We start from the raw sequence: 23,285 nt of genomic DNA on the forward strand, positions 1-23,285 counted from the left end.
TGAGAAAAGATTTGCATATAAAATGCGGTTTTTTCGTAAGGTCGGATTGTTAATTTTTATTTCAAAAATATTTTGTTTACTAATGCCACCAAAAATTACAGACTCAATCATTTGGCAGCAGGCTGAACTCCTCATGCAACCTGCTTTTATCCGCATAGTTGATAACATTCGCAAACTGCTAGATGTATCTCCCTGGACTGGCACCTATCAAGATGTGTTAATTTGGTCTGCGGATGTTTCTGAAGAGACAAAAAACATTGTCACCAGTCTGTTACAAGAATTGGAGGTGGCAACACCAGAAGCAGCAGAGTCAATTCGGGAAACTCTCAGTGATTTACCGGTGCCCCATCCAGGATATCATCTGTGTCTACAACGTCAAGAGCAACGTGTCAATGTGGATTTATGGGATTTATGCTATCAAGTATGTTTTTTAAACTATGCCTCTAGCCAGGAAGTAACAATTGATACGAGTTTGTTTGATGAGTCGGGGGAGGTAGACTGGCAATTATTAGATAGGAAAAGTCAGGATTTGGTGAGTCAGATATTTGGGAGTTTGCCGGATTGTTAATGGTGAGAAAATTCACTTGAAAATGAAAATACCTCTTTGGTAAGATTTCAAAGCGACATAACCTCAAGGATTTAAGATAGCGATCGCCATGGCAATATCAGCAATAGAAAGCATAGAGCAAGGAGTTGCGGTTTGCGATCGCACTCACTGGGGCAGAATTAAAGTATCTGATGGCGATCGGCTGCGTTTTCTCCACAATCAAAGCACTAACGACTTTCAGCAACTCCAACCCGGTAGTGGTTGTGATACTGTTTTTGTCACCTCAACAGCTCGTACCATAGATTTAGCTACAGCCTACGTTACCGATGATGCTGTAATTCTTCTAGTTTCCCCTCACCGTCGGCAGTTTCTCCTGGAATGGTTGGATAAATATATTTTCTTTGCTGATAAAGTTCAACTCAGTGATTTGACACAGACAACAGCTACTATCAGTTTAATTGGCAGTCAAAGCGATGCCATAGTTGAAAAACTAGGAGCTAGCGCCTTAATCGGCAAACCCTACGGTAGCCATCTGCAAATCGGAGAAATATTATTTGCCGTGGGTAGTGGTTTAGCATCCCCAGGATATACCCTGATTTTGCCCATCGCAGAGAAAGCAAATATCTGGGAGAAAATTCAAGAATTAGGGGCGATCGCCATTTCTGAGGAAGATTGGGAAATGTTGCGAATTTTACAAGGTCGCCCTATCCCAGACCAAGAACTAACCGATGATTACAATCCCCTAGAAGTGGGTTTATGGCAAACTATATCCTTCAATAAAGGCTGTTATATCGGTCAAGAGACCATTGCCCGTCTTAACACCTACAAGGGAGTCAAACAATATTTATGGGGTATTCGCCTCAGCGCTGCCACAGAGCCAGGAACTAATATTACCCTAGGAGAGGAAAAAATTGGTACAATTACTAGTTATACCGCCACACCTACAGGTCATTTTGCCCTAGCTTATATCCGCAGCAAAGTCGGTGGGGTCGGTTTGCAGATACAGGCAGGAGAAGCAACCGGAGAAGTAATCGCAGTTCCTTTTGTCTCCCATGAATACCCGTAAATATTAGGGTAAGGGATTTTACCTCACAATCGATAAATTGCAATTATTTTACATACCCGCGCCTACTTATGAGTGCCGATTCTTCACCCTTTAACTTCTCTCAGGGTCAGATTTGCCCTTGACCGATGTTACAGAAGCAGCGCTTCAGACTAAGTGAAAATATGTATGATTATTTTACTTTTTGTGTAGAAAATTAATACATCATTAAGATTATTTTTTCTGTAACATTAGTCACTAAAAATCTGCTATGTTAAATATACAAGACAAAGGTAGTAAGTATTGATCAGGAGTACTCCTATGATTCGTAGGCGGCTAGAAGCAGTTAAGCAAGCACAAGTAGCCCATCGTCAAAATATCCAAAAACTCCTAGAACACCGCTTGCAGGTAGCTAAAGCAAGAGGTGATGAGAATCTCATCATTCAGTTAGAAGCAGAGATGAAGTATTTCAGCTAAGTTTAAGTTTGTTTCATAGTTTTGTTGTGTTTAACCCGCATTAGCGGGTTTTTGTTTTTGCGAAAAAGTGCAATCCTAGAAGCTAGACATTGCACCCTTGTGAACAAGATTTCAGAGAAATTCCTCAAAGCTATAAGAGTTAATAAGCACCAGTTTTATGAAGTACAACTCCCACAGTTTTCAGTAAAATTTGTAAATCCATCCACAGAGACCAGTTTTCGATGTAACGAATATCTAGTTGTACAGCATCTTCAAAATTATCTATATCCGAACGACCAGACACTTGCCATAAACCCGTGATACCCGGTAAAACTTCCTGACGCAGAAAATGCTTGGTATGAAAGCGTTCTACATCACGCACAGGTAAAGGACGAGGACCAACAAGACTCATTTCCCCTAGTAACACATTAAACAATTGGGGTAATTCATCTAAGCTATAGCGACGTAAAAATTTACCAACTTTGGTAATTCTAGGGTCGTCTTTCAATTTGAATAAAACTCCATCCCTAATTTCATTTTTTGCTTCTAAAGATGCTTGTAATTTTTCGGCATTTGTCACCATAGTGCGGAATTTCCAAATTTTAAATTCCTTATTATGTAAACCTACACGTTTTTGTCGGAAGAATACAGGACCAGGAGAGTCTAACTTGATCAGAATAGCAAGTAGTAGATAAAGAGGCGACAGGAAAAAAATTAAGACAATTGAACAACACAAGTCAAAAATTCTTTTCACCCAAAAATCACTACCGATAATCAAAGGTGCAGGAATCGTCAGACAGGGAATACTCCCAACCATCCGAAATACAGACTTGGGATGGTGGACTTGGCTAGTGATGGGTAGAATTCTTAAGGTAATCCCCGCAGCATGAAAGTTCCAGCAGACATATAAACGATTTTTAATTGCGCTCCAAGAAACAAAAGCTTCGACAATCCCAGATTCGCGGAGATATTCAAAGGTGCGATCGCGGTTTTCTAAATCTAGGCAATGAGCATCAGCAATTCCTTGTATTGTATAACAGTTTTCTTTTTTTATTAGTTGAATATGCTCATTTTCCTCTGATGTATCCGTAATTAAAAATACCGGATGCTGTACAATACCTCTTTTTCGCAAAATATTAGTTCCCAGGTCAAATATTGACCGAGAAATACCAATGAACAAACAAGAAAAAATCCAGAACAAGATAAAGGTTGAACGAGAAAGATAGCTGCTAGGTTCATATAAAAATGCAATTGCTAACAGAATGATTTCTGATAGTGATATTGCCTTCACTAATCGTAGATAATTACGACGATTTATTCCAGCTTTATATTGTCCTGTGGCTGCAATAATACCCAACTGAACAAATAAGACTAGCCAAGAAAAAGATGAGTTATCAGTCCAAGGTGAATCAATATATGTTCCTTGATGTACAGCCAGTTTCCAAGCTAACAGTAAAAGTGTTGCGTCCAGAAATAGCAATACTAAAATACGTAAAAATCTGATGCTTGAACCTTTCTGAATTCCTGCATGATGCGCAGAACGGAGGTCAGGTTTAAAATCTAAGACTGATAAAGATTTGTAAGCCATGGTTCTTTTACCCTGCATAATCGATGTTATTAAAATTTTGTCAATGTCTTTTCTAAATTCTGTCTAATTTCTCAGATAGTTAATGGTTTGTGTTGCCAAACTTGCCAAAATTTCAACCAATTTGACTTAACAGATTCATCCAACCAATGGAGGCTATGAATATTGTTTTGATTCAATAGATAAAAATCTCTTTCCAGGGATTTGAAATAATTTGGATGTTCTTTGTCACTCTGATAATCCATTAAGGCAAACTTAATTACCTGTAACGTCACATTTGCCCATTCATTGGCATATGCCATATCTTGAGAAACATATCTGAAAGCTGTGAGATAAGCCAAATAAGCAAAGGCATAATTCTTATCCCATTTTTTGATAATTGATAATATCCGACTTTCCAGGGAATCTTGAAAATTCTTGGGAGGATATCCCATTTTATCTTGGTCAAAATTAATGACAGAATAATTATTTTTTTGTAATGTTTCCATTAATCTGTCGGCTTGGATGTGAATAAAACCTCTTTCGTAACCCCAATAATGCTTAACAATATCAGTGCATAAATCCAGGTTAGTAAATTGATTGAAGACAACTCCTAATGCAAACTGTTCAACATTGAAAATAGGGGATATACCCTGAAGGGTATCTAATACATTTATCGACTTATCTAAAAGTTCTCTGTGACTAATATCAACTCCAATGACACCAGAATTAAACATCAATGATTCGGGACTAATTCTAGTTCCACTAACTTCTATTCCTTCTCCTAACTCACGTACAATTGGTTCCCATAATTTAGAATTATCAATCCTATATTCAAAATTATGCATGATTGATTTATTAACTGATATCCTCTCAAATAGTTTTTGAGGATGCTGAATAAAATATGTATCTGTATCTATTAAAACAACAGGTAACTGATAATAATCTAAGGCTTTAGCTAGAGCAAAAATTTTAGCCCGATGATGATATTGACCTTGTTTTGTCCAATAATTTAGCTCATCGTGAGAGATATAAGTATGTTCTATTTTAATTCCTGGAAAATTGAGTTGAAAATCATGGCGATCGCTAATGATACTGATAATAATATCTTGAGAGCTATGACGTAGGAATCTCAACATAGAGAAAATACTAAATGATAATTCTATGTTGTACTTGGGATTATTGCCGTACAGGAAATATGTAATAATTTTCATTGTTATTTACATACTTAGAACCATGATTTTTTGTAAATTAGCTAATTTATCAAGCAGATTTCCATATTTATTAAGTCAACTTTATAGAGAAATGGGTAAGGTGAAACCTAAGAAATTGCGAATAGTTAAAAGAACAGCTAATGTAGCTATAAAGAAAATAGTTGCCAGCAAATCTTGGTATAGACAAAAAAGTTTTTCTTGCCACAGTCCATAAAGATTAACTATGTATAAAGGTAAGTCACTCAAAGCAATAACTATGATTGCTCCTAGGACTCCAAAATGAGTATGAGCTAGGGGTACGCCTAAAATAATCACTATAAAGCGAGCAAAATTACTTTGAGCTGAATATAGAGGTTTGCGAATAGCTAAAAGTGCAGGACTAATGGTGTAGAAAAGTAAGGAAAACCAAATACCAAAACATAAAATTGGCATCATCCAAATAGCATCAGCATATCTTTGATCATACAGTGAGGCAATAATCAAATCACCAACTGTCACAAAAAAAGCTAATACAATTCCACAACCTATGAGTATAGGAAATCGAGCACTAATTATTTTTTTTCGTAATACTTCTCTCGGCAAATCTGCTTGTTTAGATATTGTTGGAAAAATAACATTTTGACTAACTTGTCTTATAACTTCTCTCGGTATACTTGCCAGTGTATAGGCTACTGTATAAACTCCTAGCATTTGAAAAGATAATATTTTTGCCAGAACTAGTCTATCTGCTTGTTCTGCTGCAAACATTAAACCAGATGAAAGAAACATCCATTTGCCAAAAGATAGAATCTCTCGAGCCGAGTCTATCTCAAAATCAAAGTGGTTATAATATTTAGGAATTAACCAATAACTACTGATTAATCTATATATTCCTCCCAAAACTGTGCCAATTGCTAGTACCAAAATGTTGGGATATTTCCAACATAAAATAATTAGAGTTGATAGATGTACAAATTGTAGAATAGCATTATATATTGCTAAACGATCCAACCGCATGTGGCGATAAAGAGTCGGTATGCTTGTAGAAGTAAAGCCATCTATCACCGAATATAAAACAACAATAGGAATTAACCATAGCAACCTTTGGTCATTATAAAATTGTGATACGGGAAAGGCAAGAATTGCACACAGAATCCAAATTACAAATCCACGAATTACTTGTAGAGTCCAAGCGGTATTTAAAAATATAGTTTCATCTCCTCGTTTGCTATTAATAATATTTTGACTGATACCAATGTCCGAAACAAGCTCTAAGCCACATCTTAAGGTTGTAATCATCGCCATTAAACCAAAATATTCTGGTACTAATAGACGAGTTAAAATTAAGTTACTAGTAAACCTCAAAATATAAGAGAAGCCAAGACTAATAATATTCCAAGCTGCTCCACGAACTGCAAGTTTTTTTAAAGATGCCATATATTTGAGTGAGTAAAATTTTTATTTTCTTGAAATACTTTATTTGAAAATTTTAATATTTTGACTCCACTTGATAGATGGTTTCTCAAAAACTTGCCACATAACTCTAGAAAAAAGAATAGAACAGCTAATTCCTAATAATAGGGTGATAGAATCACTCCATGGACTTGCGTTCAATATTTTAGAAGTAATAAATACAACTGCTCCTAAGATGGGAGTATGGGAAAGGTAAAGACTATAGGATATTTTACCTAGGAACTGTAATGACTTTTGTTTAAGCCATGTTTGCATCAAATTATTGCGCCCAGCTTCTAATAGTAGAATAGCCACTATTACAGAAGCAATCACAAAATCTGAGGATTTCATAATTCCGATGGTCAATAACAATGTGGAATAAAAATAGAAGTATATAGACTTTAATTGTTTATTCCATGACCAATAAGCAAATACTCCTAAAAGAAAACTGTACCATAGAGGTAAAAAGTAGTTAGGTCTACCAGTATGATTGAGAATTTCAAGGGGAAAAAGAGTGGCGATCGCGGTTAAGGGAAGAAAAATTATGGCACGCGAAAATTGCCAATGATATGACTTTTTGAACAACTGTGATAATCCCAATAGTACACAGAAAATAGTGTAAAACTGCACTTCTATACATAATGTCCAGTAAACATCATCAAAATGTTTCAATTGAAAAATATCTTGCAAGTAGAAAAGATGTGTAAAAAATCTTGAAAAGGATACAGGTTCTCCTCCAGGTGCAAATATCTCTCCTTTGGCACGAGCAGCAATCAAAGCAAAACCTAAAGTTAGTAAAATTGAGAAGTAGTATGGGGGTGTAAGTCGCACTAAACGGCGCACACAAAAACTTCTAAAATAGCTCCAATTAATTGTTGCTTCTCGCAGGGAATGGGCAATTACAAAACCACTGAGAACAAAAAATATCGATACACCTAAACTACCCCAATGAAAGACTACAAGCACTAACCAACTAGGTAAAATACTCGTTAATTGACCTAATCTGTCATCTAATGCAGCATGATATAAAACAACCCATAATGCTGCAATTCCACGTAGGGCATCGACAAAATAAAAGTGAACTTTAGGTTTCACTACTGAAGGATTTAATGGAGTTTGGAGATACATTTTTAAATACTGACTACGTCAATTATTGGCTGTTCAAAATACTGGGGACGAATTGCTTCTACTTTTCCAGATAAAGCGCTAGAAAATAAATTATGCAAGCGAGCTACTTCCTGGTGAATATGAAATTCTTGTTCAACTTTGCTTCTAGCTGCGATCGCCAACTTGTTTCGGATTTCCGGTGCAGATATCAAGGTTTGAATCCGGTTTGCCAAAGATAGGGCATCGCCTGCGGGAACTAGGTAGCCATTTTTACCATCTTCTACCAACTCACTAATGCCAGCGATTTGGGTTGCCACAACTGGAACACCTGCTGCCATAGCTTCCATCAAAACTACGGGTATTCCCTCAGCAAAGCTAGACATAACAAATACATCTGCTGATTGAAGATACTCCCTCACCTCTGTCTGAGATTTGTAACCAACGTATTTAACGTTTTCTGTCAATCCATTAGCTGCGGTAATTTCTTGTAACTGTTGGCGATCGCTACCATCACCAACCACAGTTAAAACAACATCGGGGTGAGTTTGTTTGATGATTACCAAACTTTCTAAAAGAATTGGTAAACCCTTCGCTGCTGCTAATCTCCCGATAAATAATAGGTGTTTTCCTATACCTTTGTGAGTAACCACGGGGAACAAACTGGGGTCAACACCACAATGGATGATGTGCATTTTTTGCCACTTATCCATGGGAGCAAAAATCATTCCCTGACTGCGAGCATAGTGGCTAATACAAGCAACAAAGAGCGATCGCCGGATTTTCTCATCTAGTCGCCATTGATACCCACGGAGAAAGATATAGGGACCATGGAGGGTAAAACTATAGGTAAATCCCCCCATCTCGGCGGCAAGCATCGCCACAGTACCACTAGCTTCGGCGATATGATTGTGTAAATGTTGAATCTGGCGAATTTTGATTTGCTGTGCCAGAATCCCAGCTTCCAGGAAATAGAAGAATTGATACAGTGCGCCCCGTAATCCTGGTTGACTTGTAGACCATGCTAACTTGATACTTTGCCGGTATTTTCGCGGAGATGCAAGTAATAAAATTAGATGTGAGCGCAGTAACTTACCGGGATGAGGAGGCAGAAGATAAAAAGTGCGATCGCGCTCTTGTTTTTGCTCCTCTCCGATTATGTGTTCTATTCCTGTGCGACGAACGGAGAATGTATGCACATCCACACCTCGTTGCCGCAAAATCAAGACTTCTCGTTGAATAAAAGTATCTGTTGCTCGTGGATATTCACCAGTCAGATAAGCAATACGCATAGATTATAGGGATGGAGAAGAAAGACTACGTTCTAGGGCTGTGGATAGTGAGTATGGAGGTTGCCAATGTAACAACTGCCGCGCCAAGGCATTACTATAAGCAAAAGGCTTAAAGCGAGCGTGCAGGATAGCAGGAGCCAAGATACTCGGTAGTTTCACCTTCCCGCCAGTGAAAAACTTATTCCCGAACCAAACCATATCAGCCAATATCTGCATTACTTGCCAACTAATACTCAGATTTTGGGGAGACTTTGCTGTCATCTTTTGCAGCAGAGCGATATATTCTTGGCGAGTGGGCAAATTATCATCCACAATATTAATAGTTTTGGCGATCGCCTCCTGGGATGTCGTAGCAGCAATAATCGCATCCGCACAGTTTTCCACATAGGTTAGTGGCATTTGAGCATTACCAGCAATGGAAACCAACAGGCGATCGCCTAACTTCACACCTAATAGAGAGTGCCACAAATTCTCCCTACCATAAATCATTCCTGGGCGCAGAATGGTGACTTTTCCCCCAAATTTACTTTGGAAATCTACCATCAGCTTTTCCTGTAGCAACTTTGTTTGAGCATAGCTATCCCGTAAACTCGGTTCTTGCTCTACAGGGGAATCTTCTGTAATTGTTGCACCCGCAGGAATTCTCCAGTAATCAAACACTGAAAAACTACTAATTCCTACCAACCGCACCACACCAGAGGCTACCATTCCTTGAAGTAGATTTTCAGTTGCAGTCACCGTATTTGCGTATTGAGTTGCAAAATCACCCTTCATTGATGCTGCTAGATGGATGACTGCATCTACACCAGCCAATGCACCCATTAAGCTATCAGACTGACGTAAGTCCCCAGGAAAAATTTCTAAATTGGGATGCTCATAGCCTATTGATGTGCTTCTAGTCATTGCCCGCACAGCAAAACCTTGTTGTAAGGCAGTCGCAGCCACATACTTTCCTAAAAAGCCAGATGCACCTGTAATTAATACTTTCATAAATATTAAAATCTTTGTTTTCAAACTGCCCAATCCATCGGTGCCATTGGCTCAAAAGTTGTTGTCATTTTATAGGGGGAACCTGTGTCTAAGGAATTTTGAATCGCCAAGACAAGCTCATTATTATGGAGAGAGAAATCTGTCCCTAATCTACATTGTCTTTCCTCTGTAATTGCCGCAGCCATTTCTGCCACACCTCGGCAAAAGTCCATACGTTGAGCGCCACGATTCCCTAAATTCGGGGCAGATTTAACTAAGGGATATCTTTGCTTCCAAATACCTTCTAATCTTCTGCGTCTAATAGTCAAACTGCGCCGAATATAAACTGGAGAAGCATAATACCAACAATCATGAATTCCTAATATTCCCTCATCTCCAATAATTCTTAAAGAATGGTCATGGGGAGCCACAATACTACAGGTTAATCTGGCGACAACTCCTGAGATAAACTTAATACAAGCAACAGAAAAATCTGGAGATTTGATATTTAACTCTATATCCGTTTGCTTATCAGGAATTAAGCAATCAGAAAAAGCACTAACTGACTCTGCTGGACCGAAAAAAGCTGTTAACCATGTCACGTAATATCCTGCATGTTCTAAGGTACAACCAACTTCAAATTCATCTTTATAGGGCCAGGGAGTACCAGATTTACTCAACCACTGCTTATAAGGCATTAAGTGAACTAATCCATCATCCATTTCTGCATAAACAAGTCTAACTTTGCCGATTTGATTCTCTCTTAATGCTTTCCAAATTGTTTGAGCAGTTTCACTTAAAAGACTACAAGGAGCAGATGATAATAGTAAGCCCTTTTGTGATGCTAAATCTGTCAATTCCTGAGCTTGCCACATCTCCATCGCCAGGGGTTTTTCAGAATAAACATGCTTCCCGGCATTTAAACAAGCTTGAGAAACTTCATAGTGGCTACTAGGATTTGTTAAATTTAAAACAATATCAACTTTGCTGTCATCCAGTAATGCTTCTAAGCTGTCATAAATGCGGGATATCCCATGGTATGCGGCAAATTTTTCCGCCCTTTCTGGAATTCTATCCATGACTCCTACAAGCTCTAACTCTGCATGGAGTGGCAGGGTTTGCAAATAGTAATCTGCTACATAACCACAACCAACAATAGCAATATGTTTTTTGTAGGAGCGAGTATTAATTTGGGATTGTAAATTATGCCAACCTTTTTTATATACTAAGTTCATTAATGAATTTTGAATTTGGGGACGAGTTATTAAACCCATTAATATCTCCAGATTTATTTATATTCTACTAATTGAGGCTGTCGTTTCAATAAGCGAGTTCTATGAAATTGGATTTGTCCTTGTAACATAGGAAATTTATCTAGAACACAGAAAAGCCCATAAATCATGGCATCGGGAACTGCAAAATTTTTATTGATAGCAAATTTGTACACCCGCAAACCTAAGTAAATATTGGCTACTAGTAATATTCCTATACTTAATCCTTGGGTTGCAGATGCAATGGATAATGCTAGTAATGGCAATACCAAGCCATAAACCCAAATCATTCGACTTTCTTTCACCCAATGTTTATGGGAACTTTGACCATGTAGCCATGCTCCTTCTGCGTAAGCATAACCATTGCGAACGCAGCGCTTCCACCACTGAGCAAAACTAGAAATTTGGGCATCGTGTCTGGTCATTTCTGCATCTATACGCAGAATTTTTCCCCCAATTTCTCTGAGTCGTACACACAGTTCAGGTTCTTCACCAGCAATCATTTGTGGGTTGAAACCTCCCACCTGTTTCAAAGCAGTAACTCTCATCATTGCATCGCCACCACAAGCTTTGACTTCACCCACAGGAGTACACCACTCAATATCACACAAGAGGTTATAAATAGATTGATAAGGATTTATCTCTCGACGACGACCACAAACAACTAATACATCAACATGATTAATTAAGGTTGCCTCTGCAATTTCTAACCATCCCTCTACAACTTGGCAATCTCCATCAATGAACTGAACAAATTCTATTTCTGGGTTGATTTTTAGTAAATATTCAAAACCTGCATTCCTCGCACGTGCTGCTGTAAAAGGTATGGATAAATCGAGTTTTACTACATAGACTCCTAGAGATTTTGCGAAGTCTACACTACCATCAGTCGAACCAGAATCAACATATACAACTATTCGTTCATCTCCTACTATGGATTTCAGAGATTTTTGTAAACGCTTTCCTTCATTTCTTCCAATAACAACTACACCAAGAGATTTATTTTTCATTTTCTATTCATAACGAGAGTAAGTATTAATCGATATTCTGAACTTAGGCTCAATATTCTCTGATTTTTTTGTTAACGGAGAAAGCAACTGTGATAAATAGCATCCAGTGAATCCCTGGGCGAAGAAAAAATGTTTCTGTTAGACTGTTTAATGCTAAGAAAGTAATATATGTTAAATACCATAAATCTTCTTTTTTGTTAGAAGAATAAGCTATTCTAAATGCTTTAATAAAAGTTATACAATAAATAATTAAAAATAGTGAAAAGCCAACTAAACCTAAGTCTACTAATATATCCATATACCCATTATGACCACTGGGAGCAATCCAACCTGTTCCTACAGCTTTACCTGCTTCAATAGCATATTGACTACCGGGAGCCCAAAATCCACCGATTCCATAACCAAATAGTGGTCTATCCATTAATCGATTTAGCATCACATTCCATAAAGGTGTTCTTCCTGTTAGAGTGGGATCTTTACCTAATTCAGTCAGAAGCTCTACCCAGAATGTAGAAACTAATAAAAGGACACATCCAAAAACTAAAATCCCAATATCTACCAAAACTACACTGATTTTTCCTCGCCAGCGAAACTTTTGATAGAAAATCATAATTGACATACTAATGAAGTAAAGAACTAGGGATGTTTTGGAAGTGGAAAATAATATTAATCCTAGAGCTATACTCAAACCCAAGTATCGATAAAAAGATGAAGTCTGTTTTGGCAAGGTATAAAATGTGATGGAGCTTAAAACCATCATGCTACCTAAAATATTTTTTTGCCAATATATTCCTTTCCATGCACCTATTAAATCACCTTCTATGTGTCTTCCAAAATTAGGAAATATAACTGCAACAAAAATACTTAGAATCGCACCAATAAATAAAGTTGTGCTAATTAATTTTATTTGTTCCTCAAGACAGAATCTTGTGGCAAAATATAAACTAAATAATGTCATCATCAGAACTTCTATAGCATTTAGAAATGTCACAGAAGGAAAGTCTGACCATAAAAATGATATTACGCTTAACCCAGTTAGTAACCAAATAAAAATATTTGTGATAGAAAGGATAATGCAGCTTCTCCAAAATAACAAAACTAAGAGGAGGGAGCCTATCCAAGAGCAGTACTTAGCTAATGTCACTATTCCTTGGGGAAGAATACCAATTCGGGGAAAAATGTATAGTATTCCTGGAAAAGCAAATAAAGATATAATTACAAACGTTTTTTCAATCAGTCTAATTTTTGAGTTGATATATTGATTTGTATGAGTATTGTTATTTGTCAAGGGAATCATTATATTCTATGACCTTGAATTATAGACTTAATTGCTGTTTTCCAAGTATTACTTTGACTATAAAATTGTGTTTGTAAATCTATACATGCTTGTTGCTTTTGCTTGTATAAATGGATATTTTGAGAAATTTCTGTCAGAGAATCAGCATAGGATTGGACATCATTCGGAGGAACTTCTATGACCGCATCTCTGACATAATCTAAGGCAGGGCAGACAGAAGAGGTGATTACCGGACGACCCGCTAATATGGCTTCTAAAACAACTCTATTAAAGCCTTCTATAAATTCTGTCCTAGTTGGAACTATCACTACATGGGATTGAGAGTATATTTTCTGCATTTTTTCTTTATCACAATAGCCGTGACAAATAAAATTGCTGGTTAAATTTAATGCTTCGACTTTTGTTTGTAAAATATCTAACTTTGAGCCACTTCCACAAATATCAAAAATAATATTATTTCTTCCCTCTTTGGCAAAAGTTGCAGCAATTTCTAATAAATCAAATACTCCTTTATCTGCTTCTATGCGACCTGCAAATAAAACTCTAAAGGGATGATTAGAATTAGTACGAAATTGAGGCTTGTCAATGGTGCTAAAGTATGTCTGGCGATAGGAAGGGAAAAAATGACATATCGCTTGATTTTTGTCACCAGTAAGCTGAAAAATTTGCTTTCTGATATCTTCGGAAGCGACTAATATTCCTAAACTCTGAGATTTAAAAAGATTCTTACTCAGTGCTAATACTATTTTCTCGCCTAACCTTTGAGGTAGATATTTGTGCCAGAGTAGACAATGTAGGGAAGGAATAATATTTATGCCTAGTATTTTAAATAATGACAGAACAAACCAATGAGTTGTTCCGCTATCTGCAATGATAATATTTACTCGAAATTTAAGAGCATATCCTAGTAGATTTAAGCCAGATAAAACTTGTCCCCAGTGATATAAAAAACCAGATTTAGCTTTGAGAGGAGGTCGTTGGCGTTTAATGAAAAATTGTTCATCTTGAAAAAGTTCTTCTTCCTCTGATTGGGCAATCACAAAACCTTTAGCATTTAATTCTCGACAGACTTCGTAAAACTGACTAGAAAAAGTTATAGATACTTGTGATGGAGAATCTTGCCCAAGACTCCAAGAATGATATGCTTCTATGACACTCTCTGGTCCTACTGCATACAGTATTCTCAAATTTTTGTATTTCTTGGAGATTTCTGGCGAGGAATTAATATTGATTACAGACATAAATGTAAACTCAATCAAAGCAAATGGAGTAATTTTTTAATTTCTGTCTGTACGTACCCATTTACTTTGGGGTTTAATGACAAATTTCAAGTAGATGGGAATTTTCCAGAGTAAATAACCAGGAATTGCTAATAATCGTGATAGAGGTAATTCCTGCCTCGCAAATTTAGCCCAAGCAATGATGACTGCTGTCAGGAAACAACAACCTGCGATAGTCGCGATCGCCACTGCTGTCCATCCCATTCCCCAAACTGCAAATAATAGGGTAATCAGCATCACCATTAACCAGATAACTGTTAACAGAGACAGGGGTGGTATACACAAATCTAATAAACAAACTAGTAAATCAAATCTTTTTTGGGTGATTGCTTCGGTGATTAATCGAGGGACATAGGTGCGAATTGCTTGTAAATGACCATGTACCCAGCGAGTTCTCTGGCTCTTAGCTGCCTGTTGTTGGGATGGTAAGTTGGCTGTCACCTGTGCTTCTGGGCAAAAAATGGTGGGATATCCGGCAATGGTTAAGTCTAAACCCAGTTTCATATCTTCCACTAAATGCCCACTTGCCATATTCACTGAACGGATAACCTGCCAGGGAAAAGCCATTCCTGTACCTAATAGTAGGGATGATTGACCTAAATTAGTTAATCCCTGGGAACGAACAATATTTTTGATAATGATGGAAAATTGCGAGATAAAATCCTTGGCAGAGGGGTTACTCTGGGGTTTTGCCATGAAATAATTGCCCTGTATCGGTCTATTGCTGGCGATCGCCCACTCACTCAACATAGCGATCGCTCCTCCCTGTACTATACAGTCAGCATCAATAAATACCACAATATCTGGTGGTTCTACTGCCAGAAAATCTAAACCATAGTCTAAGGCGTAACCCTTGCCTTGATGTGTCCTATCATGACGCTCAATTACCACCGCACCTGTCCCACGGGCAATCTCTGCGGTTGCATCACTACAGTTATCTGCAATCACTACTACCCTATCTTGGCTTTTCAGTTGAGGTATAATGTGCGCTAAAGTATCAGCAATGACTAATTCCTCATTATGGGCTGGGACTAAAACCGCAACTTGAGTATCTTGCCATCTTCCCTGATAATTCTTACCAGAAAAGGGTAATAGGGCTGCGCTACATTCAATCAGGAAATGCAGACAAATTACCAATACAATCGAGGCAGCAACCCCCAAAACGCCATTAATCAGCCACCATCCTAACTGACTAAACAACATAGTATTCCTCTTCTGGGGATGTCGTTGGGGAGGCTTGCTTGTTAGGGATGATTTTCCCTGGGATACCGACAGCAGTCATTCCCGATGGCACATCACACAACACAACTGCATTGGCACCAATATTCACATCATCACCAATGGTGACGTTACCAAAGATTTTTGCCCCCGCACCAACATTTACCCGCTTACCTAATTTGGGGGCATCAAATAGACGATCTAGATACCGATTTCCCAAAGTTACCCCCTGACGAATTATCGAATCATCACCTATAGAGCAGTAACCGTGGATAACGATCGCCCCTTGGTGTTCAATCACTACCCGTCGTCCCAACTCAACGGTGTAAGGTAGCTCAATTCCATAATGGTTGCGAACTCGACGGTACAACATCCCATACAAAACACTAAAAGGTGCCCGCAATAACTTGGGCTGAATTTGCATCCGCCAAACTCCAAAACGGTGAATTGCTACTGCTCTAAACCCTGGTTTAGTCCAATCTTTGCCGTGGGCAATCCAATCTTCCCGGATTTGCTGCCATAAGCCTAATTTCGGATTACTTGACAACTTTACTTGTATATCCATTGCTCATCCTTGGTATCAGTTTCTGAGGTACTTTGTCCCCAACGAGGTTTGGAATAGTAAAAGTAACTGTCGGGTTCTTGCTTGAGATTCACACCATTGGCAATCATCCCTAAAATATTGGCTCCAGAGCGTTCCAGTAAAGACTTAGCAGCAGTCGCGCTGACTGAGTCAACAACACCGGGTCGTGTAACTAACAAGACTCCATCCAGAATTTTTCCTAAAACTGCCGCGTCTGCGGTTCCTGCTAAAGGAGGAGTGTCAAATAAGATGTAGTCATAATCCTGGGCAAAATTCCTAATTAATTCAGTCATTCCTTCTGAGTCAATTAAACCTAAGGGATTAGGAGGTTGTACCCCTGCTGTCAACACGAATAAATTACTGGTGATTCTTTGCACAGCTTGGGGAAAGTCATTTTGACCCACAATTACATTACTTAAACCTACGGAATTAATTAAACCCCACAGATGATGTTGTGAGGGTTTTCGCATATCTGCATCAATGAGCAACACCCGTCGTCCAGCTTGAGCTAGGATTGCTGCTAAATTCGCTGAAACCTCTGATTTCCCTTCCCCTGGGACACAGCTAGTAATGGCGATCGCTCGTACTTTTTTATGGCTAATAAAATTGAGATTTGCTTGCAGCATTTGATAGGCTTCATGAATTATCGTTCGAGGGGAAGAATTGACAATAACTCGTTCCGAAATCCCATCATCTGTGATATTTGCGGCTACAGATTTATGATTAGCTTCAAATCTAGGAATTAACCCTAACAACGTCCAGCCAAAAAAGTTTTCTGCCTCCTTAACTGTTTTCAAACTTCTATCTATCAAGTCTACAAAAAATGCCCCTGCTATCCCTAAAAGAGAACCTGCAAAAAGACTTCCTAATGCCAACATCAACGACTTTTTCGATAGCATTGGCGTTTCTGGAATCTGGGCGGGCTGAATTATTTTGGCGTTCCCGATGGTTTGCTTTTCTGCTACTTGAATTTCTTGCAAGCGAGCATTCAAATTTTCATGATTTAATTTAGCAACGGATAATTTTCTCTCTAAATCACTTTGTTTCTTTTCCAGATTGGGAATTGCATTTAATCTTTTTTGATATATCTGTTGTACTCCTTGTAAGGCAGCTATCTTTTTTTGTAACCCTTGGCGTTTTGTTTTTAATTGCACATACTGATTTGCTAAATCTTCTCGAATTTTACCCACTTGTAAATTACTCAGGGAAACTTCTAATTGATTACCTGTAATTTCCTGAGTTCTCCGATTTAATAGACTTTTAAGAGTCTTCTCTTGATTCTCTAAATAAACGACATTAGGATGATTGTTTGTATATTTAACTCTTTCTAATGCTAGTCTAGATTGAGTTTTTTGAAGTTCACTTAATACCTCTTGAACACCTGGAATCTGATTCAAAGAAGTAATTTCTATGGCTTGATTCTTAACTGTTTTAATTTGGTTCCCGACTTGACTCTCTTGAGCTAATGTCTCAGCTAGATTTGCCGTTGCCTGATTAATTTCTTCGTCTAATTTTGCCATACTCGTAATGGCAGAACTGGACTCTTGCTCTAGCTGTACAATTTTATTTTTATTTTTAAACTGACGTAATGCTTCTGCCGCAGATTCTAATTCTTTCCGAGATGAAGGGAGTTGTTTCTTAATAAACTCACCCGCAGCAGTCACTTGAGTTCTGTTAGATTCGACATTATTTTCAGCATAGGTTGCCATCACTTGATTGACAATTTTTGCTGCCAATTTTGGATTATCTGAAGCGTGAGATACTTTCAGAACATCCGTTCCCACGATGGGTTCAACCTTGATTAATAAAGTCTCTGGATTGCGAAATTTACCCTGATTATCTTTTAAGTTTAAGGTCTTAATGACCTCTTTAATCACTGGTTGGGAATTAACGATAACAGCTTGGGTATTGAGAGGATTATTTTCACGAATTAATGACTCTAAATCACCAATTTTTTCCCCAGCTTTTGTGAGTGAGGAAATGCGGTCTGACTTAAATAGTAGCATTCCCGTCGCTTGGTATTGAGGTTTTTGACGTAATATGGCAAACCCAGAAAATCCTACAGATGTAATTATCAGTGCCAACAATATTTTCCAACGGCGTTGTAGTACTAGAAAATATTGTTGAATATCTAATTCTTCTAAAGCTTTTTGTTTTTCCATATTTTGTCTATGTTGCTGGTCAGTAAATTATTGATGATTTGATGAATGTTTTGATATTTAAATAATTGTGTGATATCAAAATCCTCTTCTCGAAATTACTAATTAGTTTATTCAAGTTTTAATAATCCAATACGCTGACGAATCACTAACCAAATAAATAGAGGATTTCCCAGAATATAGCGTTTCCACAAACGTTGAGGTTCTACTAATAAACGAAATAACCATTCTAAACCAACTTTTTGCATCCAAATTGGTGCCCTTTGTACCATATTACTGACTAATTCAAAGCTGACACCTATCCCTAAAGATACGGGTACATTTAATCTTTGATAATTTTCATATATCCAGTATTCTTGTTTGGGAGCACCTAAACCGACAAACAAAATATCTGGTTTGGTAGCCAGAATTTTACTACCGATTAATTCACATTCCTGGGGTTGGGATTCAAAACCATAGGGTGGACAATAGGTTCCGACAATTTGGAGTTGGGGATATTTCTTTTGTAAAACTAGTTTCGCTTTATCTGCTGCTCCTGGTCTTCCTCCGAGAAAGAATACTTTGAGACGTTTTTCCTCAGCGATCGCACACAGCTTTTCTAGTAAATCTGTCCCGTTTACCCTACCTTTTAAGGAAGTACGTAAAAATTTTGCCGCCCATAATAGAGAAACTCCATCAGGTACTACAAGAAACGCTTGACGGTATATTTCTCGAAAATATGCATTTTTTCTTAGCAATAAAATATGCTGTGCATTGGGAGTAACCACATATTCCGGTTGTCTCGTATTAATACTATGTTCGATGATGGCTGAAGTGACTTCATCAAAACCTAATCTATCAATTTCTACTCCAGCGATATTAATTCTTGCTCTCATATTCTTGAAATAATGCTATCAAAAGATGTGATTTTGCGATTTTCTAAATTCCAGATAATAATGCTGATTACCAATGCATATATATATCTTGCTAATTAACCACCTTCTCTGACATATATACTACAGGTGGATTCCTGGGAAAGACTGAGATCATTATGACCATCAAAGCCTATTCCCCTAAATCAAGCTACTATGAATTATGAATATTTATCTGAAATTGAATCTCTCTGAGAAGTTGTTCAGAAGAATGTTCTGATTAGCTAGAGGATGAGTTGGGAATTACCACACATAATTTGCAACTATTCAAAAGGAGTTATTTGCTAATAACACTTTTACCTAGTAATTAGCTTTACGTGCAATTACAAAAACCTTATTTAACACCAAAATGATAATTTGTTAGCCATGTTTTTGGAGAACACTCAATATGTTTGACGGAATTGAGTCATTGACAATAACTAACTCTCTAGTGCAAGTATTTTCTTAAGGCTGACGGTACGTATAATTGAATCGTATTTGGGCATTTATTTCCCTAAAATTGAAGCAGATTTGACGATAAATGGCAGCGCTTAGTATTTAAACAACTTGTAACCTAGATAAATTTGGGAGCAGATGTTTCAACCTTTCATCAGCATTATTACAGGAAGATAGTGATATTTTCAAGACCGTCTCAAATCTGCTTTCCTAAATTTGATTTATTTTCATGTAATAAAAAATACTGGTACGCTAAAAAAAATTGCTTGATTTAACTCAGTATTAATAGTTAAAAGTTAAAAGTATTTATTCACACATTATATTGACAAAAATTGCATATCTTGATTTTCGATAATACATTTTGTATAAATTGAATTACTCAGAAAATATTTATACCAACTGCCTACTATCTTGATAAGCACCTGCAAATATACTTTTAGAAGTTAATTTCAACTGTGAATCTTCTCCTCAAACTGTCTATAAACCTAATACTAGCTGCGTCATTTAAATAAAACTCAAGGTAGGAAAAAAATATCTGAATTTTAAATTGCCACAATTTCCATGTTATCTAAAATACTTTTTCCCGCCTAAAAAGAAAAATATCTGGCTAGATTAAGGATGCTTGAAATACTTACTTGCGAGAGAAAAATCGACATTAAAATAACTTTAAGCAATGACTATCGATATTTTGAAAAGAAATCTTTATCATTACCTAATTTATGCCAAATTGGTATTGCAAGTATCAGCATAAAAAGTTTTGGTTGAAATAGGGGCTATATTCATCAAGCTATTTTCCTTGTTTCAGCCCTTTGTTTGTACATTTATAGATAATTAACCATTAGCATTGAGGTGATTATTGATACCTTGATTTTAAGTATTATTTGCTGTTTGCCTGATATTTAATTTGCTGAAGGAAATAGGGAATAATAGTTTATGATAATTTTTTCACTCAGTAATGAAGCATTCTCATTTTTTCATCAGGCATCAATTTAAACATCAATTATTTCTGCGTGTCATTCTGATTGTACCTTTTGTCATGCAGATATTCGCAGCTGTAGGATTGGTGGGTTATTTGTCATTCCGGAATAGTCAGGAAACGGTGAATGATTTAGCAAATCAGTTGATGGAAAAAACGAGTAGTACTGTTAATCAGCACCTGAATCATTACTTGAGTACTCCTCACCAAATTAATCGCTTAAATGCTGATGCAGTTAAGATGAAGCGCTTAAACCTGAAAGATTTGAGGTCCGCAGGGCAGTATTTTTGGAAACAAGCTGAGGTATTTGAAAATATTAGTTGGATTGGTTTTGCATTGCCGACTGGTGAAGTTGCCAGTGCTGGACGCTGGATACCAGGTCAGGGTTTAGTGACTAGTGAGGTGAGAAAAAATCAAGAATATTCCTACAGCACAAATCATCAGGGCGATCGCACAAAATTAGTTTATCAAACGGAATATAATGCTCTGGAGGATGAATGGTATACCCAAACTGTCAAAGCTGGTAAACCCATCTGGAGTCAAATTTATACCTCTGAGGGCATAGATAGCTTCGTCGCAGTTTCTGCTAACTATCCGATTTATGATCAGAAGCGGCAATTGGTAGCTGTTTTAGGGATTGATTTATTACTGTCAAAGATTAATGACTTTTTACAAAAGTTACAGGTAAGTCCCCACAGTCAAGTATTTATTATCGAACGGAACGGTTTATTAATTGCCAATTCTAGCTCTGCTGCTAACTTTCGCCAAAGTCAGGGTACTACCGAGAGAATTTATGCCACAGCTAGTAACCAACCTTTAATCCAGGCGACATCTCAATATTTACACCAAAAATTTCTCAATTTTGCCAATATTCGCAATAAGCAATCCCTAGATTTTGATTTTCAAGGAAAGCGTCACTATATCAGTGTCGATTCTTGGCAAGATAAATATGGTTTAGATTGGTTAGTAGTGATAGTACTACCAGAAGCGGATTTTATGGGACAAATTCATGCCCAAAACCGCATTACCATATTATTATGTTTAGGAGCTTTGGCGATCGCTACCTTGGTGGGAGTTTATACTTCTCGCTGGATTACCTTACCAATTTTCCGATTAACTGTAGCGAGTCAGGCGATCGCTGCGGGTGATTTACAACAAAAGCTACCTAACCAGAATATCCGAGAGTTAGAAATTCTTGCCCAATCTTTTAATCAAATGGCAGCACAATTACAAGCTGCATTTAATGATTTAGAGCAGACGAATAACGAACTAGAACTCAGAGTCGAGTCTCGCACCAGGGAACTTCAAGACACCCAAGCACAATTAATTCAGACGGAAAAAATGTCTAGTTTAGGGCAAATGGTAGCGGGTATTGCCCATGAAATTAATAATCCTGTCAGCTTCATTCATGGCAACCTCAACTACGCCCAGGAATATGTGGATAATTTACTAGATATCATTCAACTCTATCAAAAATATTACCCCCATACCCCTAAAGAAATTCACCAAGCAATAGAAAATATAGATTTGCAATTTATTCAAGAAGATTTAACAAAAATTCTCACTTCCATGGCTATAGGTACGGAGAGAATTCGGGAAATTGTTTTGGGTTTGCGAAATTTTTCTCGCCTAGGTGAAGCTGAACTCAAAAAAGTCGATATCCATGAAGGGATTGACAGTACTTTAATGATTTTAAAACATCGGCTGAAAGCCAATAATCAGCGCCCAGAAATTAAAATTATACTTGAATATAGTAATGTTCCGATTGTGGAATGTTTTCCGGGGCAACTCAATCAAGTATTCATGAATATCATTGCCAACGCCATTGATGCTTTTGATGAAGCAACAGAGGAGGATAGTCAAAATTATCTTGTACCTACCATCTGGGTGCGAACTCGCGTCAATTCCTCAGAATCTGTAGAACCATATTTAGAAGTGGCGATCGCTGATAATGGTATGGGAATAACACCAGAAACTCAAAAGAAATTATTTGACCCTTTTTTCACAACAAAACCTGTAGGTAAAGGTACAGGTTTAGGTTTATCTATTAGTTATCAAATCATCGTGGAAAAGCACCGTGGCAAATTAACTTGTCTGTCTCAACCCCGAGCAGGTACAGAATTTGTCATCGCAATTCCCATTCAACAAAGTAGTCAATAATTGGCACCATGATCAGCTTCTATGTATGGTCGATTTTATCTGTATCCTGACAAGGTAATGCAGGTAAGATAGATGGTAATTGGCAATAATCAGTTAAATAATCCTGTAATACAGCAAACTGAGCCAAATTCAACCTGTAATAAATCCATCTTCCTTCCTGACGAGCGAAAACTAAATTTGCTTCCTTGAGGGTTTTCAAGTGAAAGGATAATTTCGACTGACTCACTTCCAACAACTGACATAAGTCACAAACACATAGCTCTCTTTGTTGCAATAACTCAATAATCTGAATTCGCAACGGTTCAGATAAAGCATGAAAACCAGAAATCACTAAACTTGATGTCACTGTTGGGGTTTTTGTCATCT

Annotated in this window: 19 protein-coding genes; 4 read left to right on the forward strand and 15 right to left on the reverse strand. The window is 37.4% G+C overall.

Annotation, left to right across the window (positions count from 1 at the left end; genetic code table 11):
• The first annotated feature begins 82 nt into the window (after positions 1 to 82).
• The 3 genes from IJ00_RS17170 to IJ00_RS29130 all read left to right on the forward strand — a co-directional run bounded on the left by IJ00_RS17170 (position 83) and on the right by IJ00_RS29130 (position 2,066).
• The gene (locus IJ00_RS17170; RefSeq protein WP_035159207.1) at positions 83 to 568 is read left to right on the forward strand and encodes a hypothetical protein; all 486 of its coding nucleotides are present in this window, start codon (positions 83 to 85) and stop codon (positions 566 to 568) included.
• An 88-nt stretch (positions 569 to 656) separates the two neighbouring features.
• Positions 657 to 1,613, forward strand: a complete 957-nt coding sequence (locus IJ00_RS17175) for a folate-binding protein YgfZ (protein ID WP_035154850.1) — start codon at positions 657 to 659, stop codon at positions 1,611 to 1,613.
• A 297-nt stretch (positions 1,614 to 1,910) separates the two neighbouring features.
• Entirely contained in the window at positions 1,911 to 2,066 is a 156-nt protein-coding gene (locus tag IJ00_RS29130; RefSeq protein ID WP_168163497.1) for a hypothetical protein, read from the forward strand.
• A gap of 139 nt (positions 2,067 to 2,205) precedes the next feature.
• Here IJ00_RS29130 and IJ00_RS17180 read toward each other — a convergent pair whose 3' ends face one another.
• The 14 genes from IJ00_RS17180 to IJ00_RS17245 form a co-directional block, all read right to left on the reverse strand.
• Positions 2,206 to 3,633 (reverse strand): sugar transferase, encoded by a 1,428-nt coding sequence (locus tag IJ00_RS17180; protein WP_035154853.1) that lies wholly within the window; start codon positions 3,631 to 3,633, stop codon positions 2,206 to 2,208.
• Positions 3,634 to 3,704: 71 nt separating this feature from the next.
• Positions 3,705 to 4,823: a hypothetical protein gene (locus IJ00_RS17185; protein ID WP_035154856.1), complete on the reverse strand. Its 1,119-nt coding sequence runs from the start codon at positions 4,821 to 4,823 to the stop codon at positions 3,705 to 3,707.
• A gap of 81 nt (positions 4,824 to 4,904) precedes the next feature.
• Positions 4,905 to 6,239, reverse strand: a complete 1,335-nt coding sequence (locus IJ00_RS17190; RefSeq protein WP_035154857.1) for an oligosaccharide flippase family protein — start codon at positions 6,237 to 6,239, stop codon at positions 4,905 to 4,907.
• 39 nt (positions 6,240 to 6,278) lie between these two features.
• Positions 6,279 to 7,349 (reverse strand): acyltransferase, encoded by a 1,071-nt coding sequence (locus IJ00_RS17195; protein WP_238178358.1) that lies wholly within the window; start codon positions 7,347 to 7,349, stop codon positions 6,279 to 6,281.
• A gap of 35 nt (positions 7,350 to 7,384) precedes the next feature.
• A complete protein-coding gene (locus IJ00_RS17200) occupies positions 7,385 to 8,650 on the reverse strand; it encodes a glycosyltransferase family 4 protein (RefSeq protein WP_035154862.1) in 1,266 nt (421 codons plus the stop codon).
• A gap of 3 nt (positions 8,651 to 8,653) precedes the next feature.
• Positions 8,654 to 9,640 (reverse strand): NAD(P)-dependent oxidoreductase, encoded by a 987-nt coding sequence (locus IJ00_RS17205; protein ID WP_035154865.1) that lies wholly within the window; start codon positions 9,638 to 9,640, stop codon positions 8,654 to 8,656.
• 20 nt (positions 9,641 to 9,660) lie between these two features.
• Complete coding sequence (locus IJ00_RS17210) at positions 9,661 to 10,893, reverse strand: Gfo/Idh/MocA family protein (RefSeq protein WP_371259607.1); 1,233 nt, start codon at positions 10,891 to 10,893, stop codon at positions 9,661 to 9,663.
• Positions 10,894 to 10,907: 14 nt separating this feature from the next.
• Entirely contained in the window at positions 10,908 to 11,900 is a 993-nt protein-coding gene (locus IJ00_RS17215; RefSeq protein ID WP_035154867.1) for a glycosyltransferase family 2 protein, read from the reverse strand.
• 49 nt (positions 11,901 to 11,949) lie between these two features.
• On the reverse strand, positions 11,950 to 13,197 hold the full coding sequence (locus IJ00_RS27830; protein ID WP_082127348.1) for an O-antigen ligase: 1,248 nt from the start codon (positions 13,195 to 13,197) through the stop codon (positions 11,950 to 11,952).
• Positions 13,197 to 14,438: a glycosyltransferase family 4 protein gene (locus tag IJ00_RS17225; protein WP_046814841.1), complete on the reverse strand. Its 1,242-nt coding sequence runs from the start codon at positions 14,436 to 14,438 to the stop codon at positions 13,197 to 13,199. Before IJ00_RS17225 ends, IJ00_RS27830 begins: the two co-directional genes overlap by 1 nt.
• Positions 14,439 to 14,474: 36 nt before the next feature.
• Complete coding sequence (locus IJ00_RS17230) at positions 14,475 to 15,680, reverse strand: glycosyltransferase family 2 protein (protein ID WP_035154869.1); 1,206 nt, start codon at positions 15,678 to 15,680, stop codon at positions 14,475 to 14,477.
• On the reverse strand, positions 15,670 to 16,260 hold the full coding sequence (locus IJ00_RS17235; RefSeq protein ID WP_035154871.1) for a serine O-acetyltransferase: 591 nt from the start codon (positions 16,258 to 16,260) through the stop codon (positions 15,670 to 15,672). Before IJ00_RS17235 ends, IJ00_RS17230 begins: the two co-directional genes overlap by 11 nt.
• Positions 16,245 to 18,440: a polysaccharide biosynthesis tyrosine autokinase gene (locus IJ00_RS17240; protein WP_035154873.1), complete on the reverse strand. Its 2,196-nt coding sequence runs from the start codon at positions 18,438 to 18,440 to the stop codon at positions 16,245 to 16,247. Before IJ00_RS17240 ends, IJ00_RS17235 begins: the two co-directional genes overlap by 16 nt.
• Before the next feature lie 107 nt (positions 18,441 to 18,547).
• Positions 18,548 to 19,312, reverse strand: a complete 765-nt coding sequence (locus IJ00_RS17245) for a WecB/TagA/CpsF family glycosyltransferase (RefSeq protein WP_035154875.1) — start codon at positions 19,310 to 19,312, stop codon at positions 18,548 to 18,550.
• Positions 19,313 to 20,738: 1,426 nt separating this feature from the next.
• Between IJ00_RS17245 and IJ00_RS17250 the strand changes: the two genes are divergently transcribed.
• Positions 20,739 to 22,919, forward strand: a complete 2,181-nt coding sequence (locus IJ00_RS17250; RefSeq protein ID WP_035154877.1) for an ATP-binding protein — start codon at positions 20,739 to 20,741, stop codon at positions 22,917 to 22,919.
• Positions 22,920 to 22,938: 19 nt separating this feature from the next.
• Here the strand turns inward: IJ00_RS17250 and IJ00_RS17255 are convergent, their stop codons facing one another.
• Positions 22,939 to 23,283 (reverse strand): helix-turn-helix transcriptional regulator, encoded by a 345-nt coding sequence (locus IJ00_RS17255; RefSeq protein ID WP_035154880.1) that lies wholly within the window; start codon positions 23,281 to 23,283, stop codon positions 22,939 to 22,941.
• Positions 23,284 to 23,285 lie beyond the last annotated feature (2 nt).

This window comes from Calothrix sp. 336/3 (genome assembly GCF_000734895.2).
GTDB lineage: Bacteria > Cyanobacteriota > Cyanobacteriia > Cyanobacteriales > Nostocaceae > 336-3.